We start from the raw sequence: 15,320 nt of genomic DNA, 5'->3' as shown, positions 1-15,320 counted from the left end.
GCATTTTCGGGGGCTGGGTGTCGGTAGCCCAGCCCCCGAAAGACTACGGACAGTATTCCGAGCCTAACGGAACTTTATAAATAACCGAACAACACCCCACGCCACCTCAACCGCGAAACAACCGCACAAAAACAGCCCAGACAAAAAGGTCAGCCCGGGAAGGTCTTCAGTTCCAGGATTGCCACTTCCGGAGGGGTGGCAATCCGTACCGGCGGACCCCAGGCGCCGGTACCGCGGGAGGTGTACACGAGAGTGTCGCCGAACCGGTCGAGTCCCGTCACCGTCGGCTGTTGCAGAGGCACGACGTATCCGAGCGGCCACATCTGTCCGCCGTGCGTGTGGCCGGACAATTGCAGGTCGACGCCGTGGTCGCGGGCCTCGAACACCTGCCGGGGCTGATGGGCGGCCAAGAGGACGAAGCGCTCGGGATCGCGGCCCTGCAACGCTGCGGTGAGATCCGCTTCGTTCGGGGCCGGTGCCGAGTAATCGTGAATGCCCGCGAGATCGATGACATCGCCGCCGCGCTCCAGGGCGACTCGTTCGTTGCGGAGGGTGCGTACGCCGAGGGTTTCCCAGAAATCGAGCCAGGACAGCGCGTCGTCGGCGTAGTACTCGTGGTTGCCGCTGACTCCGTAGACCCCGAGGGAAGCCCGCAGGTCGGCGAGGGGAGCGAGATCCTGCCCGACGAACGCGATCGTGCCGTCGGTGAGGTCCCCGCCGAGAACGATCAGGTCCGGCTGCTGCGCGTTGACGAGGTCCACCGCGCGACGGGTGAATTCGCGGCCGCGGGACGGGCCGACGTGCAGGTCGGTGACGAGGGCGACCCGCATCCCGTCGAATCCGGCCGGAAGCCGGCGCAACGGGATCCGGGTGTGCACGACCCGGGGCCGAGCGGCCTCGACCGTGCCGTAGCCGACCGCGGCGACCGCGGCGACGGTCAGCGTGCCCGTCGCGATCTGCAGGGCGCGCCGCCTGGAGGGATCCGGGGGGTGGGCGTCGCCGCGCCGGAAACGGCGTACCGCTCGCGCCGCGAGGCACACGATCCCGATCAGGAGCGTGCCGAGGACCAGGTACAGCACGACGCCGAGCCAGGTCCAGCCGAGGAATCCGAACGGGCGGGCCCAGCGCGGGTCGAGCGACGTGCCGCTCTGCGCGCCGATCAGAGCGACGACGAGGAGGACGCCGAGCGCGGTGTTCGCAGCGATTGCCGAGCGGCCGCGCAGGCCGGGGGCTCGGACGAGACGGCGGTGGAGCCAGAAGGTGACGAGGGCGAGGAACGTCCCCGCGACGAGAAGGCGGATCACGGTGTCAGGACATCAGCTTTCGGATGGCGGCGGCGAGATCGGGTCCGTCGGTCGTGGCGACGGGGACGAGCGCACCGCCGGTGCGGTCGGCGAGTGTTTGCAAGGTGTTGCGGTTCGTGTCGTCGCCGAGCGCCACGACGTCGATCCGGACGGGTCGATCGGGGTCGCCGGCGGCGGCGACGAGGTCGAGGATGCGTTGGCGGGAGGTGTCGTCGTCGTTGGCACTGTCCGTGATCAGGAGGACGGAGTTGGGCCTGCCGGGGGTGTGGTTGCGGACGGCGTCGACGTAGGCGGCGGCCAGAGACCGGTAGACGGCGGAACCGTCGGTGGTGTCGGCACCGGTCAGGGCGGCGGTCAGCGCGGTGCGCTGGTCCGCGGTGAGGGTGCCGCGCGCCACCGTGGCGCGGTACGGAGTCGTGTCGTCGAGGTCGCGGGCGAAGACCCACACGGCGAGTGTCGAGGCATCCGGCGAGCGGGAGACGTGCTGGTCCAGGGCAGTGGCGATGTGGGCGAGACGGGTGTCGTCACCCTCGACGGTTCCCATGGACGTGGACGTGTCGAGGAGGATCGTGGTGGCGCGGGGTGCGACGGGTGCGCGCCGGTGGTCGAGGAGGATGTCGGCCACGGCTGGGGCGGCGCGGTTCAGGTTCTGTTCGATGCGGGGGAAGGGAACCGCGTCGGTGCGGGGGACGGGCTGGCCGTCGACTCGGAAGCCGGCGTCGGCGAGGACGCGGGCCGCGTCGGGTTCGCGGAGGTGGCCGGCGAGTTCGGCGGCGGCGCGGGAGAGGGTCTCGTCGACCCACGGGGCGTCGACCACGGCGGCGGGGAAGTCGGCGGTGGGGGTGGGGCCGGCGGGAACGAATTCGACGAGGCCGGCGGCGCCACCCGAGGCGACCGCCGTGTGCAGTTGTTGCTCGGTGATCGGTACGGCGTGCACCGCCCCGTCGGCGCCGGGCCCGTCGGCGAGGGTGGTCAGGGCTGCGGCGGTGGTCGGTCCGGCGCCGTCTCCGAGGGCGTCGGCGCCGAGCGCGAGCGCACCGACGGCGGAGGTGGCTGCGGGGGAGGCGGCCTGTTCGGCGGTCAGGGGACCGGTTCCGGCGTCGGTGGCTGCGGCGGCGACGGCCTCGAGGGCGGGAGTGGTGGCGTCGGCGTCGGTGCCGGTGGGCAGGGCCAGGCGGAGGCCGGCCCAGCCGTCGAGGCCCAGGCCGGCGAGGGTGCTGCCGTCGGACTGGAGGGAGGGCAGCTGGCGCCATCCGGTGCCGGCGGTGCTGAGGGCGCGCTCGAGCTCGGCCGGGACGGCCAGCACGACCGGGGAGGTGGCGAGGGAGCGGGTCTGGCCGTCGAGGGCCTGTGCCGCGCGCGCGGTGGCGTCGCTGCTGAAAGGGACCCAGAGTGCGGGTGGGGGGCCGAGGGTGGGGTCCCAGCGGGGATCGGCGGTGAGGGCGGTCGTGGCCGGGGTGGTGGCGACGGGGGTGACGCGCACGTCGATGCAGTGGTCGCGGACGACGGGGCGGGTGTCGGTGACCCACCGGGCGGCGAGGGTGGTCAGTGTGGGGGCGACGGCGGGATCGGCGGCGACGTCGAGGAGCGCGTCGCCTTCGACGCAGGTATGCGCGGCTTCGGTGGCCTGCGCGTCGATGCGTTCGCGCAGGCGGAACCAGCCGACGGTGGCGAGGACGAGTGCGAGTGCTACGGCGACGGCGATGATCGGGCCCTTGCTGACGCCTCTGGCGCGGCCCGTGCCGCGATGTCGACCCACGTGTTTCCTGCCTGTCGTCGTGCCTGCCCCGCCGTTCCCGGAGTCTAGTGATCGGCCGGTGAGACGCCACGGCCCCCGATCCGGTGGATCGGGGGCCGTGGGCCGTGGCTCAGGCTCGGCAGCCGTGGGCGGCCTTGAACTCGAGGCGGCGGCGGTGCAGGATCGGCTCGGTGTAGCCGCTGGGCTGCGTGGTGCCTTCGAGGATCAGTTCCTTGGCGGCCTGGAAGGCGATGCTGCCGTCGAAGTCGGGGGCCATCGGCAGGTAGGTGGAGTCGCCCGCGTTCTGCCGGTCGACGACGGGGGCCATGCGCTGCAGGGCGGCGACGACGTCGTCGGCGGTGACGATGCCGTGGTGGATCCAGTTGGCGAGCAGCTGGCTGGAGATGCGCAGGGTGGCGCGGTCCTCCATGAGCGCGACGTCGTGGATGTCGGGCACCTTGGAGCAGCCGACGCCCTGGGAGATCCAGCGCACGACGTAGCCGAGGATCGACTGGCAGTTGTTGTCGAGCTCCTCGCGCTTCTGCTCGTCGGTCCAGTCGGTGCTGGGGGCGAGGGGGATGGTGAGGATGTCGTCGACGGTGGCGCGGCGCTTGCCCTTCAGTTCGTCCTGCACGGCGAACACGTCGACCTGGTGGTAGTGGGTGGCGTGCAGGGTGGCGCCGGTGGGCGAGGGGACCCAGGCGGTGTTGGCGCCGGCCTTGGGCTGGCCGATCTTCTGTTCGAGCATGTCGGCCATGAGGTCGGTCATGGCCCACATGCCCTTGCCGATCTGGGCTTTGCCCTGCAGGCCGGTGGCCAGGCCGGTGTCGACGTTCCAGTCCTCGTAGGCGAGGATCCACTTCTGCTTCTTCATCTCGGCCTTGCGCACCATGGCGCCGGCCTCCATGGAGGTGTGGATCTCGTCGCCGGTGCGGTCGAGGAATCCGGTGTTGATGAACACGACGCGCTCGCTGGCCTCCTTGATGCAGGCCTTCAGGTTGACGGTGGTGCGGCGTTCCTCGTCCATGATGCCGACCTTGAGGGTGTTGGCCGGCAGGCCCAGCACCTCTTCGACCCGGCCGAAGAGTTCGGTGGTGAAGGCGACTTCCTCGGGGCCGTGCTGCTTGGGCTTGACGATGTAGATCGAGCCGGTGCGGCTGTTGGCGAGCGGCCCGGTGTCCTCGCCGACGGACAGGCCGTGCACGGCGGCGAGGCTGGTGATCAGCGCGTCGAGGATGCCCTCGGGGACCTCGTTGCCCTCGGAGTCGAGCACGGCGGGGTTGGTCATGAGGTGGCCGACATTGCGGACGAACAGCAGGGACCGGCCGTGCAGGGTGAGGTCGGAGCCGTCGGGGGCGACGTAGACGCGGTCGGCGTTGAGGGCGCGGGTGAAGGACTTGCCGCCCTTGGAGATCTCCTCGGCGAGGTCGCCGCGGTTGAGGCCGAGCCAGTTGCGGTAGCCGATGACCTTGTCGTCGGCGTCGACGGCGGCGACGGAGTCCTCGAAGTCCATGATGGTGGTGATGGCCGATTCGAGGACGACGTCCTTGACACCGGCGGCATCGGTCTTGCCGATCGGGGATTCGGGGTCGATCTGGATCTCCACGTGCAGACCGTGGTTGCGCAGCAGCACGGACGTCGGGGCGTCCTTCTCGCCGAGGTAGCCGACGAACTTCTCGGGCTGGGCGAGTGTGGTGACGGTGCCGTCGCCGAGTTCGACCTTCAGCTCCTTCCCGTCGACGAAGTACCGGGTGGAGTCGGCGTGCGATCCGGTGGCGAGGGCGGCGGCGGTGTCGAGAAAGTTGCGGGCCCAGGCGATGACCTTGTCGCCGCGGACCTTGTTGTAGCCGGTGCCCTTCTCGGCGCCGCCTTCTTCGGAGATGGCGTCGGTGCCGTAGAGGGCGTCGTACAGCGAGCCCCAGCGGGCGTTGGAGGCGTTGAGGGCGAAGCGGGCGTTGAGGACGGGCACCACGAGCTGCGGCCCGGCGGTGGTGGCGATCTCGGCGTCGACACCACCGGTGGTGACCTGGAAGTCGGCGGGTTCGGGGACGAGGTAGCCGATGTCCTGGAGGAACGCCTTGTAGGCAGCGGCGTCGTGCGGCTGGCCCTTGCGGTCGCGGTGCCAGGTGTCGATCTGCGCCTGGAGGTCGTCGCGCACGGCGAGCAGGGCGCGGTTGCGGGGGGCGAGGTCGTGGATCACCTTGTCGGCGCCGGCCCAGAACTCGGCCGCGTCCACCCCGGTGCCGGGGATCGCCTCGTCGACGACGAAGTCGTAGAGCACCTTGGCGACCTGGAGTCCACCGACTTGCACGCGTTCAGTCATTACCTGCCTCACTCTTTCCGGGACCTGTGCGCTCGCGTCGGCGGTGCCGACGGGCAGCACGACGAACAGCACTCACGTTACCCGCCGGTAGTTTCGGGCAGGTCGGTTCGACCCGCCGCCGGGGCGGTACATCGATTCAGCAGCTCCTCTCCAGGGCCGCGGCGCGATGGTGAGCGCCGACCGCTCGCGGGCGTACTGTGCGCGCCCGGAAGCGGTCTCGATCGTGATCGGCGAGTAGCCGTAATCGCTCAGATCATACGGGGTGGCCCGCGAACCCGGCCCGCCCGGGCGGGCCGGGCGGCCGGGCGCTCACGCGGCCCGCCGGGCGTCGTCGAGCAGTCCGGTGAGGTTGGCGAGGGCGGGGCGGATGTGGGTGCCGAATCGCCTCGTCGCTTCCCGGACAAGGGGCCGGTCGGCGCGGTGCCGGAGCCCCCGGGACGTGTTGAGGCGGGAACGCTCGAGCCAGTCCGCCATGTCCGGTTCCTTCGACCACGCGTACTCGGCGCTCGTCTCGACGAGCGTTCCGCGGATCCAGTCGAGGGGGACGTCCGGTAGCCGGTTCGGTGGGCAGAGCCGGTTCTTCTCGGCCAGGTCCCGGCCGGTGGCCTCCACGAATCCGACGAGGGCGGCGTTGAACGGGATGAGCCCGGTCCGGATCGGTTGCAGCGTGATACGGCCCTCCTCGAAGATCGGGACGGCCGGGGCCGGGTTCAGGCCCGGGGCGGCACAGTGCACGTGCAGGTGGTCGGGCCCGGTACCGATCGTTCCGTGGTCGAGCACGATCTCGTCGCGTGCGATGCGCCGGACGTGCCCGAGGCGGACGACGTCGTCGATGCGCCGGAGCTGGGCGAGTTCGGCGGTGCTCGCCGTCGGGCCCTTGTACATGGTGGGGGTGACTCGCTCGTCGACGCGCAGCAGCTGTTCGCTCGCCTCGAGCCGGGCGAACAGGTCGTCCGTGCTCGTCGCCTGCGCTGCGGCTTCCATCTGCCGGGCGAGTCCGTCGATCAGGTTGCCGACCAGTTCGCCGCCCTGCGCGAACCAGCGGTTGCGCAGCCAGGCCTCGCGCGGTTTGATCCAGCGGACGGCGTCCGGTGGCACCCCCATCTGCAGCAGCCACAGGCATGCGTCCATCGCTGTCTTGCCGGCGCCGATGACGACGTACCGCTCGGCAGGCTCGGCGACCCGCGCGAGCGCGTTCACGGGGACACAGCGGACGGCGGGGGCGACGTCGAACGGCGGGGCGAACGTCGCCGGGACCGCCGGCTCGAGGTAGGTGGCGTCGACGAGCGCCTTCCGGACCGTCACCTCGTACCGGTCGGCGGCGACCCGGGAGACGAAGCGGTGGCCGCCGACGTACTCGCTCATCGGGAAGTACCGCACGGATCCCGATGCCAGGAGACGCCGGCGCATGACCCGGTCGTAGTACGCGCAGATCTCGGGGGCGCCCGCCTGCTCGTACATGCCCCGGTTCGGGCCGACGTCGTCGATGGTGTCCGTACCGAGCGGCAGTGAGTTGACGCCGTAGTACGCGGACGGCTGGTGCAGCCGGACGAACGGGTAGGCCTCCTGCCAGTGTCCGCCGGGTGCGTGCCGCCGGTCCACCATGACGACGTCCGCGTCGGAGTCGGTGATCAATGCGTCCGCGAACGCCATGCCGGCCGCGCCGCAGCCGATCACCAGATAGTCCGTTTCCAGCCTGTGGGTGGGCATGTCCCGTTCCTCTCCGCGCAGGTGCGGTTCCGGGCTACCGGTCGGGGGCGGCGGGCCGGATGTTCTGGTTGATGTGGAAGACGTTGTCCGGGTCGTAGCGCTGCTTGATCCGGGTGAGCCGGTCGTAGTTCCCGCGGTAGGCGGCTTCGACCCGGTCCTGTCCCTCGCTCATCAGGAAGTTGACGTAGGCGCCGCCGGCGGAGGTCGGGTGCAGTTCCTCCCAGTAGTCGCGGGCCCACCGCGTGATGAGGCCGGCGTTGGCGGGGTCGGGGTCGACGCCGACGATGACTCCCGCCCATCCGCCGCCCCGGTACGCGAAGGGGGTCGCGTCCTCGGGGACGCGGCTGGTGGCGCCGTCGATGGGATAGAGGTGCATGGTGGAGTGACCGGTCGGCAACTGCTGCCCGTACCGGCAGTGCACGTCGATCGCGGCGTCGGTGATCTCGTCGAAGAAGTCCGCCCGCCAGTACCACTGCAGGCCGGGCGGGTAGAGGGCGTCGAATGCGCTCTGCAGCACGGTGAACGGCATGTCGTGCAGGCCGACCAGCAGCGGCGAGCCGTAGGTCCGGATGGGCTCGAGCACCTCGTCGGCCTTGGCGTGCGGTCCGGTGTAGCACCAGACGATGCCGCAGCACCTGCGGCCCCAGAGGTCCTCGGGGAACGGGGCGGCGGGTGGGACGGTGAGCAGCGCGATCCAGCCGCTGAGTTCCTCCGGGAGCGCCGGCAGCAGTTCCCGGTACCAGCGCATGACGTCGGCGGTGTCGGCGAGGTCGTAGAGCACCGGGCCGCCGACGATCATGCCGGCTTCGCCGATGTCGTGGCAGCGGAAGGTGAAGGAGGTGACGACGCCGAAGTTCCCGCCGCCGCCGCGCAGCGCCCAGAACAGGTCGCTGTGCGAGCTCTCGTCGGCCGTCACGAGTGTGCCGTCGGCGAGCACCACGTCGGCGGAGAGAAGGTTGTCTACGGTCAGCCCGAAGCGCCGGGAGAGATAGCCGATGCCGCCACCGAGGGTCAGCCCGCCCACACCCGTGGACGAGAGGAAGCCGGACGGGGTGGCCATGCCGAAGGCGACCGTGGCGTGGTCGACGTCGCCCCAGGTGCATCCGCCGTCGACGCGGACGGTGTGGTGTGCCGGATCGACCGTGGTACTGCGCATCAGGGACAGGTCGACGACGAGCGCGTCGTCCCACACGCCGAGGCCGCCGGCGTTGTGCCCGCCGCCGCGCACGGCCAGGGTGAGGGCGTGGGCGCGGCCGAAGCGGACGCAGGAAACGACGTCGGCGGCGTCCCGGCAGCGTGCGATCGCCGCGGGGTGTTTGTCGATCATGCCGTTGTAGACGGCACGCGCCGTGTCGTAGCGGGTGTCGCCGGGGGTGATCAGGTCGCCGCGCAGGGCCGCGGCCAGGTCGTCGTACGGCACGGCGCCGGCCGACCGGGTCGAGATGGTGGTCACGGGAGTCCCTTTCGGGTCGGTCGCTCGCCGGTGCGGGCGTTGTACCGTCGACCCTAGGAAGGGGGCGTTCGCGCAGCGTTCGAGTGCGCGCAGCCGGTCACGGGGCCGGGGGAACTCCCGGGAGCGGCAGGTGAACGCCGTGTTCGGCGAGGTCCCGCGCGCAGCGCCGGAGCAGGGCGGCACTGCCGTGGGCGGCCGCGGTCCGGGCGGCGGCGCGCAGCCGCGCGATCGCGGCGTCGTGGTCGTCGTGCGCCGCGCGCATCCGCATCACCTCGGGCAGCCACCACAGGTCGTCGCGGGCCTGTCCGGCGACGAGGGCGGCATCGAGCGCGGCGCGGGCGGCGCCGGGATCTCCTTCCCGCACCGACAGGTCGGCGAGCAGCGAGAGCCAGTACGGCATCCGGGCGAACGAACCGGCCGCTCGGAGTGTGTCGATGCCGCGCCGCGCCTGCGTGAGGCCGGCCTCGCCGCCGCGGGACCAACCGCCGAGAATCAGCGCCCACTCGCTGTAGTAGGCGAATCCGTACCGGACGCACAGGTCGGTCAGTTCCGCGACGGCGACGTCGAGGGCGGCGGGGTCTGCCCGCAGGTGGTGGGTGATGCCGCTGTAGGCCAGGGCGACGGCCAGGCTGTACGGATGATCGATCGTCCGGGCCAGCCGGACGGCCTCGTTGCAGCAGGTCAGTGCGGCGTCGTTGTGGCCGAGCAGCCAGTGGGCGTGTGCCGCCCAGGCGCTGCCGTGCACGTCGGGCCGGGTGCCGACGGTCAACGAGGGAGCGCCCCGGGTCAGTGCGGCCGCGCGGTCGAAGTGGTGGAGCGCCTCCTCGGGGCGGCCGAGCTCGACCGCCGAACCGGCGAATGCGAAGTGGGCCGATCCGCTCAGCGGGGAGCCGGGGTCGACGAGGGTCAGGGCGCGGGTCGCCACCTCGTGGGCGCCGGCAATGTTTCCCTGCACGAACCGCGACGACCAGAGCCCGACGAGGCCGGCCAGGAGGGAGTCCTTGCGGCCGAGGGATGCGGCCAGCCGGATCGAGCGCTCGAGGGTCTGTTGCAGTTCGGGGGAGGAGTAGCCGTATCTGGCGTTGAGCGGCGCCGCCATCGCTTCGCGGACGGCGAGTTCCTGTACGGCGGCGCTGCGCCCCTCGAATTGGGTGCGGGCGATGACGAGCGCCTTCTTGTGCAGTCGGATCGCCTCGGTGTGGGCGAAGGTGCTCGAGGCGACATCGGCCGCGCGACGGTAGTAGGCCACTGCCCGGTCCGGTCGTCCCCCGCGGGCGTACTGCTCGGCGAGTTGCGCCGAGACGCTGTCGCTGTCGTCGGCGTGCAGCAATTCGAGGCTCTGCGCGAGACGGCGGTGCAGCAGCCAGCGCTGGGGCGGGCTGATCCGGGCGTAGGCGGCGTCGCGGAGCAGGTCGTGGGAGAAGTCGTAGCCGTCGCGGAACTGTCGCAGGATTCTGCGTTGCCACAGCTCGTCGACGGCGCGCACCACGGCGTCGGCGTCGAGGTCGCTGGCCTCGGTGAGCAGGTCGAGGGTGAAGTTGCGGCCTACCGCCGCGGCGAGTCCGGCGACGTCCCGTGCGGCGGGGCTCACCTGCTCGATCCGGTCGTGCAGCACGTCGGCCAGGCTGCCGGCGGGGGCGAGGTCCGGTCCGCTGTGCATCGCTTCGATGATGTAGAGCGGGAAGCCTCCGGTGGTCGCGTGCAGCAGTTCGGCGTCCTGCAGGTCGAGCGGGCACCCGCCGAGCGCCTCGGCCAGGCGGGCGGTGCCGGAGACCCCCAGGGGCTGCAGTGGCAGCTCGGTGAGCAGACCGGCGGTCCGCATCCGGACGGCCCATTGCTCGAGGTCCCGGCTCTCGTCGGTGTCGTCGGTGCGGGCTGTCGCGGCCACCATCAGGGGCGCGTCGGGGGTCAGGGACAGGCAGAACGTCAGGAACGTCAGCGTCTCCGGGTCGCACCACTGGATGCTGTCGAGGGTCAGCAGGACCGGGCGGCCGCCGCCGATCAGGGCCCGCGCCAGGCCTTCGAAGAACCGGAGGCGCTGCCAGGCGTCGACCATCGCCCGGAGGCCGGCGCCGGGTTCCGGGCGGGTGGTGCCGGACGGTACGAGCCTGTCGACCTCGGCGCGCCAGAGCGGGTCGAGCGCGGCGAGCGTGGGCTGGACCGCGGGGGTGCGGAGCCAGTCCGCGACCGGGGCGAGGGCGAGCCGTCCGGACGTTCCGAAGCACTGGGTGCTCGCCACCACTGCGGGTTGTGCGCGGGCCGTGTCGGCGATCTCGGCGACCAGGCGGGTCTTGCCGACGCCGGCGCCGCCGGTGACGAGGACGAGGGTGGGGCGGCCGGCGGCCGCCGTGCGCCACGCCTCGTGCAGCCGACGGAGTTCGCGTGAGCGTCCGACGAGTGCCGGGGCGGCGAGTCCGGGCCGCCGGGCCGCCGGCTCGGCGGTCGGGCGGGCGGCCGCGGTGGGGGCCGCGTGGGCGAGCAGGCGGTCGGCGAGTGTGCGCGTCGCCGGGTCCGGTGCCACCCCGAGTTCACGTTCGAGGAGGGCGGCGCAGCGGTGATAGGTGCTCACCGCGGCGGCGCGGTCGCCGTGCTCGGCCTGCAGGTGCATCAGGGTGCGGTATCCGCCCTCTTCCAGGGGCCGCAGGTGGATCCGGCGGCGGGCGGCGTCGATCGCCCCGGGGAGGTCGCCGGTGCGGGCCCGGAGCCGGCACAGCAGATCGCACAGGTCGACGCAGTGCCGTTCGAGATCCGAACGGGCCTCGAGGATCCAGTCGTCGTACATGCCGGGCAGCAGGGAGCCGCGGTATTCGGCGAGCGCCGTGGTGGCGTGCCGCAGCGCCGCCTCGTCGTCGCCGCTCGTCGCGGCCGCCAGGGCGGCGTGGTACTCGACGGTGAAGGTCCGTAGGTCCACCCGGCTGGTCTCGGTGTCGCGCCAGCACAGATCCCGGGAGGTCACTCCGACGGCCGGGTCGTCGTCGAGGGCGCGGCGCAGGTGGTGCAGTTCGCGGCGCAGGTTGGTCAGGGCCTGGGCGGTCGTCGAGTCGGGCCAGAACAGGGGGGCGATGAGCTGGCGGGGCTGTGGAACTCCGGCGTGGAGGGCGAGGTAGGCGACCAGGGTCGTGCCGCGGGGGGACCGCGTCACGACGGCGCCGGTCGTGTCGTCGGTGATCGACTGCTCACCCAGGACGGAGACGTACAGCATCGGGTCGTGGCCTCTCCAGACTTCAGCGTAGACCCGGCGGGGAGGGATATCGATCGTCGCGGGTGCCGAGTCGCGCGCCGGGGACGTCCCGGGGAGAGGGCAGGCGGCGGTGTCCGCTCAGCGGCGGCCGGCGTGCTCCCGGTCGGCGTCGAGCAGCCGGTGGCACCGGTCGAGCAGCGCCGCGCGCAGCGCGGTGGACCGCTCGGCCAGGACCGTCTGCTCGCGGACGTACTCCGCTCGTCCGCGGGGTGTTTCGATCGGTACCGGGGGGTAGCCGTACTCGCTCAGGTCGTACGGGCTGGCCCGCATGTCGAGTTCCCGGGCGGCGTAGGCCAGCTCGAAGCAGTCGACCGTCAGGTCCGTGTCGAGCAGCGGGGTGAGCTTGTAGCAGTATTTGTACAGGTCCATGGCGGCGTGCAGGCAGCCCGGTTGTTCCCGCCGTACCTGGTCGTCGCGGGTGAGCGGTTCGATGTTGAGGGGGCCGGCGTCCGGGGTGAAGAACCGGTACGCGTCGTAATGCGTGCAGCGCAGCTGCAACGACTCGACGACGGTGTCGGTGCCGGTGTGGCCGAGGCGCAGGGGTACGGAGCTGTGGCGGACGTCTTCGGGCCGAGTGCGGTAGAGCATCGCCCATTCGTGGAGACCGAAGCAGCCGAAGTGCGCGGGCCGGGATGCGGTGGCCTCGAGCAGGCCGGCGACGTATCGGACGGTCTCGCGCCGCCGGGCCAGGTGGGTGGGGTCGACCGTGACCCCGGTGCCGGTGGTCCGGTAGCCCCGCAGGGTGGCGTACTCCGCCGACGCGGAGCCGGTGAGGGTGGATCCGAAGCCGGGGTGCCAGCGCATGAGCTGGGACGGCGTGAAGCTGTAGTAGGTGAACAGGAAGTCGATCACCGGGTGGGTGGCGCCGCGCGCTCGCCGGTCGAGGTAGGGGCCGAGCAGCGCCGTCAGCCGGTGGCGGTGCCGCTCCCGGCGCGGCAGCCACTGCTCGGGTGCCAGGACCGCACTCATGGTTCCCGCCCGTAACGACTGCATCGGTGCTGCAATGATTCCATCGCGGTGCTGCGCCGGCCGGCGGGCGCCGGGGTGGTCGGGGCGGGGTTCACGTCCGGGGTCCCGGTCCCGGGTCGGCGATCCGGTGGGTGGTGTCGCGCACGGTGCCGACGAATTGTTCGACGAGGTCCTCGAGCGCGACGATGCCGATGACCCTGCCGTGCTCGTCGACGACTCCGCCGAGGTGGGAACTGGTGCGCCGCAGCAGCGACAGGGCGTCGTCGAGGGGGGCGTCGACCGGCACCGGCGGCAACGGCCGGATCTCCGCGGTCGCGATGATCGTGTCCGGTCCCGCGGACTCGTCGCGGACGAGGTCGAGCACGTCCTTCAGGTGCAGATAGCCGGCCAGTTCCCCGGCCGGGGTCTCCGCCGGGTACCGGGAGTAGCCGGTCTCGATGACGGCCCGCTCGACGGCCCCGAGGGTGGTGCCGGCCGGGCCGAGCGGAACGGTGCGGACCCCGGACAGGGGGATCGTCACGTCGGCGACGGTTCGTCCGCTCGTCGCGAGTGCCTTGGTCAGGCGCCGGTGTTCCTCCTCGTCCAGCAGCCCCTCGGAGCGGGACTCACCGATCATCTCGGACAGTTCGATCTCGGTGACGGTGACGTCGAGTTCGTCCTTCGGTTCCACCCGCAGCAACCGCAGGCTGACGTTGGCGCACAGGTTGTAGAAGGCGATCAGCGGCCGGGCCACCTTCATGAACAGCAGGTGTGCCGGCACGAGCAGCATCGCCGACCGCTCCGGTCCGGCGATGGCGATGTTCTTCGGGACCATCTCGCCGAGCAGGATGTGCAGCACCACCACGATCGCGAGGGCGAGCGCGAAGCCGATCGGGTGCAGCAGGGAGTCCGGGACGCCGAGCGCATGCATGGGTTGTTCGATCAGGTGGGCGATCGCCGGTTCGCCGACGCGGCCGAGCAGGATCGAGCAGATGGTGATGCCGAGCTGGGACCCGGCGAGCATCAGCGACAGGTGCTCGCCCGCGTCGATGACGGTCCGTGCCCTCTTCTTGCCCTGCCCGACGAGGGTTTCGAGCCGGTCGCGGCGGGCGGTGATGAGGGCGAACTCGGCGCCGACGAAGAAGGCGTTGCCGGCGAGCAGCAGGACGGTGAGCAGCACCGCGAGCCAGTCGTTCATCGCCGGTCCCCCCTCTCGTCGTCCGGTGCGTGGTCGTCCTCGCCGGCGGGCTCGTCGACGGGGACGAGCAGGACCCGGTCGATGCGGTGCCCGTCCATCTCGAGGACGTGGGCACGCCACCGGTGATGGGCGTCGCCGGGCCGGTGCGGCAGCAGCACCTCGTCGCCGGATGCGGGGATCTCCCCGAGCTCGGTGAGGATCAGGCCGCCGAGGGTCTCGTACTCGCCGTCCGGGGCGAGGTATCCCGTCAGGTGGGCCACCTCGTCGATGCGGAGCAGCCCGGAGCAGGACCAGCCCTGCTCGACGCGCTGCGCCTCGGGCTCGGGTTCGTCGTGCTCGTCGCGGACGTCGCCGACGATCTCCTCGATCAGGTCCTCCATGGTGACGATGCCGGCGGTACCGCCGTACTCGTCGACGACGAGCGCGACCTGCATGCCGTCGGAGCGGACCCGTTCCATGACCGCGTCACCGTCGAGGGTGGACGGCACGACGGGCACCTGCCGGGCGAGGGTGCGCAGCTGGGTGTGGGCGCGGCGCCGGGCGGGCACGGTGAACGCGTGCTTGACGTGCACGACGCCGACGGTGGCGTCGAGATCGCCGTCGACGACGGGGAAGCGGGAGTAGCCGGTGCGTGACGAGGCGTCGATGAGGTCGAGGACGGTGTCGTGGACGTCGAGTGACTCGATGGTCACGCGGGGGGTCATGAGGTCCTCGGCGGTGCGTTCCCCGAAGCGCAGCGAGCGCCCGACCAGCAGCGCCGTGTTCTCGTCGAGGGCGCCGCGTTCCGCCGAGGCCCGGACCAGGGAACCGAGTTCCTCCGGGGAGCGCGCCGAGCGCAGTTCCTCGGCCGGTTCGATGCCCAATCGCCGCACGATCCGGTTGGCGGCGCCGTTGAGCCCGACGATGGCCCACTTGAAGACCAGCGAGAAGCCGGCCTGCAGGCCCGCGGTGGCGCGGGCGGTGGCCAGGGGCCGCGCGATGGCGAGGTTCTTCGGCACGAGCTCACCGAAGATCATCGAGAACGACGTGGCGATGATCAGCGCCAGGGCCAGGGAGATGCCGGAGGCCACGCCGGCGCCGAGCCCGGCCGCGCGCAGCAGCGGGTCGAGAAACCGGGCGAGGACCGGTTCGGCGAGGTAGCCGGTGATCAGGGTGGTGATGGTGATGCCGAGCTGGGCGCCGGAGAGCTGGAAGGACAGGGTGCGGTGGGCGTGCTGCACCTGTCGCGCGCGCAGGTCGCCGTCGCGGGCGTGGGCGTCGACGGTGCTGCGTTCGAGGGCGGTCAGGGAGAATTCGGCCGCCACGAACACGGCGGTGCCCGCGGTGAGGGCGATGAAGCCGACCAGGCTGAGAATGGACAGGAAGACGGACATCAGCACCGTCCCGGTGCCGACCGGGAGCTCCG

At 71.7% G+C, this 15,320-nt stretch carries 9 protein-coding genes; all 9 read right to left on the bottom strand.

Annotated elements, in window-relative coordinates; translation table 11 throughout:
* Positions 1 to 149: 149 nt before the first annotated feature.
* Positions 150 to 1,304 carry a metallophosphoesterase gene (locus KZJ41_RS15235; protein WP_029543838.1) on the bottom strand — a complete coding sequence of 385 codons (1,155 nt, stop codon included), beginning with the start codon at positions 1,302 to 1,304 and terminating at the stop codon, positions 150 to 152.
* Between the two features lie 4 nt (positions 1,305 to 1,308).
* Positions 1,309 to 3,063 carry a VWA domain-containing protein gene (locus tag KZJ41_RS28450; RefSeq protein WP_084648630.1) on the bottom strand — a complete coding sequence of 585 codons (1,755 nt, stop codon included), beginning with the start codon at positions 3,061 to 3,063 and terminating at the stop codon, positions 1,309 to 1,311.
* 109 nt (positions 3,064 to 3,172) lie between these two features.
* Entirely contained in the window at positions 3,173 to 5,365 is a 2,193-nt protein-coding gene (locus tag KZJ41_RS15225; RefSeq protein WP_029543834.1) for a malate synthase G, read from the bottom strand.
* Between the two features lie 309 nt (positions 5,366 to 5,674).
* Positions 5,675 to 7,075, bottom strand: a complete 1,401-nt coding sequence (locus KZJ41_RS15215; protein ID WP_251549275.1) for an NAD(P)-binding protein — start codon at positions 7,073 to 7,075, stop codon at positions 5,675 to 5,677.
* Positions 7,076 to 7,109: 34 nt separating this feature from the next.
* Positions 7,110 to 8,528, bottom strand: a complete 1,419-nt coding sequence (locus KZJ41_RS15210; protein ID WP_065922545.1) for an FAD-binding oxidoreductase — start codon at positions 8,526 to 8,528, stop codon at positions 7,110 to 7,112.
* Positions 8,529 to 8,625: 97 nt separating this feature from the next.
* Complete coding sequence (locus KZJ41_RS15205) at positions 8,626 to 11,730, bottom strand: AAA family ATPase (protein WP_029543828.1); 3,105 nt, start codon at positions 11,728 to 11,730, stop codon at positions 8,626 to 8,628.
* A 117-nt stretch (positions 11,731 to 11,847) separates the two neighbouring features.
* Positions 11,848 to 12,738, bottom strand: a complete 891-nt coding sequence (locus tag KZJ41_RS15200; protein ID WP_006936790.1) for a hypothetical protein — start codon at positions 12,736 to 12,738, stop codon at positions 11,848 to 11,850.
* A 91-nt stretch (positions 12,739 to 12,829) separates the two neighbouring features.
* Positions 12,830 to 13,915, bottom strand: a complete 1,086-nt coding sequence (locus KZJ41_RS15195) for a hemolysin family protein (RefSeq protein WP_029543826.1) — start codon at positions 13,913 to 13,915, stop codon at positions 12,830 to 12,832.
* Positions 13,912 to 15,288, bottom strand: a complete 1,377-nt coding sequence (locus KZJ41_RS15190) for a hemolysin family protein (protein WP_029543823.1) — start codon at positions 15,286 to 15,288, stop codon at positions 13,912 to 13,914. The genes KZJ41_RS15195 and KZJ41_RS15190 overlap by 4 nt, the downstream gene beginning before the upstream one ends.
* Positions 15,289 to 15,320 lie beyond the last annotated feature (32 nt).

This window comes from Rhodococcus sp. 11-3 (genome assembly GCF_023704055.1).
Classification (GTDB): Bacteria; Actinomycetota; Actinomycetes; order Mycobacteriales; family Mycobacteriaceae; genus Rhodococcus; species Rhodococcus aetherivorans.
The sequence above is the reverse complement of the archived record's forward strand: the minus strand, read 5'-3'. Positions and strand labels throughout refer to the sequence as shown.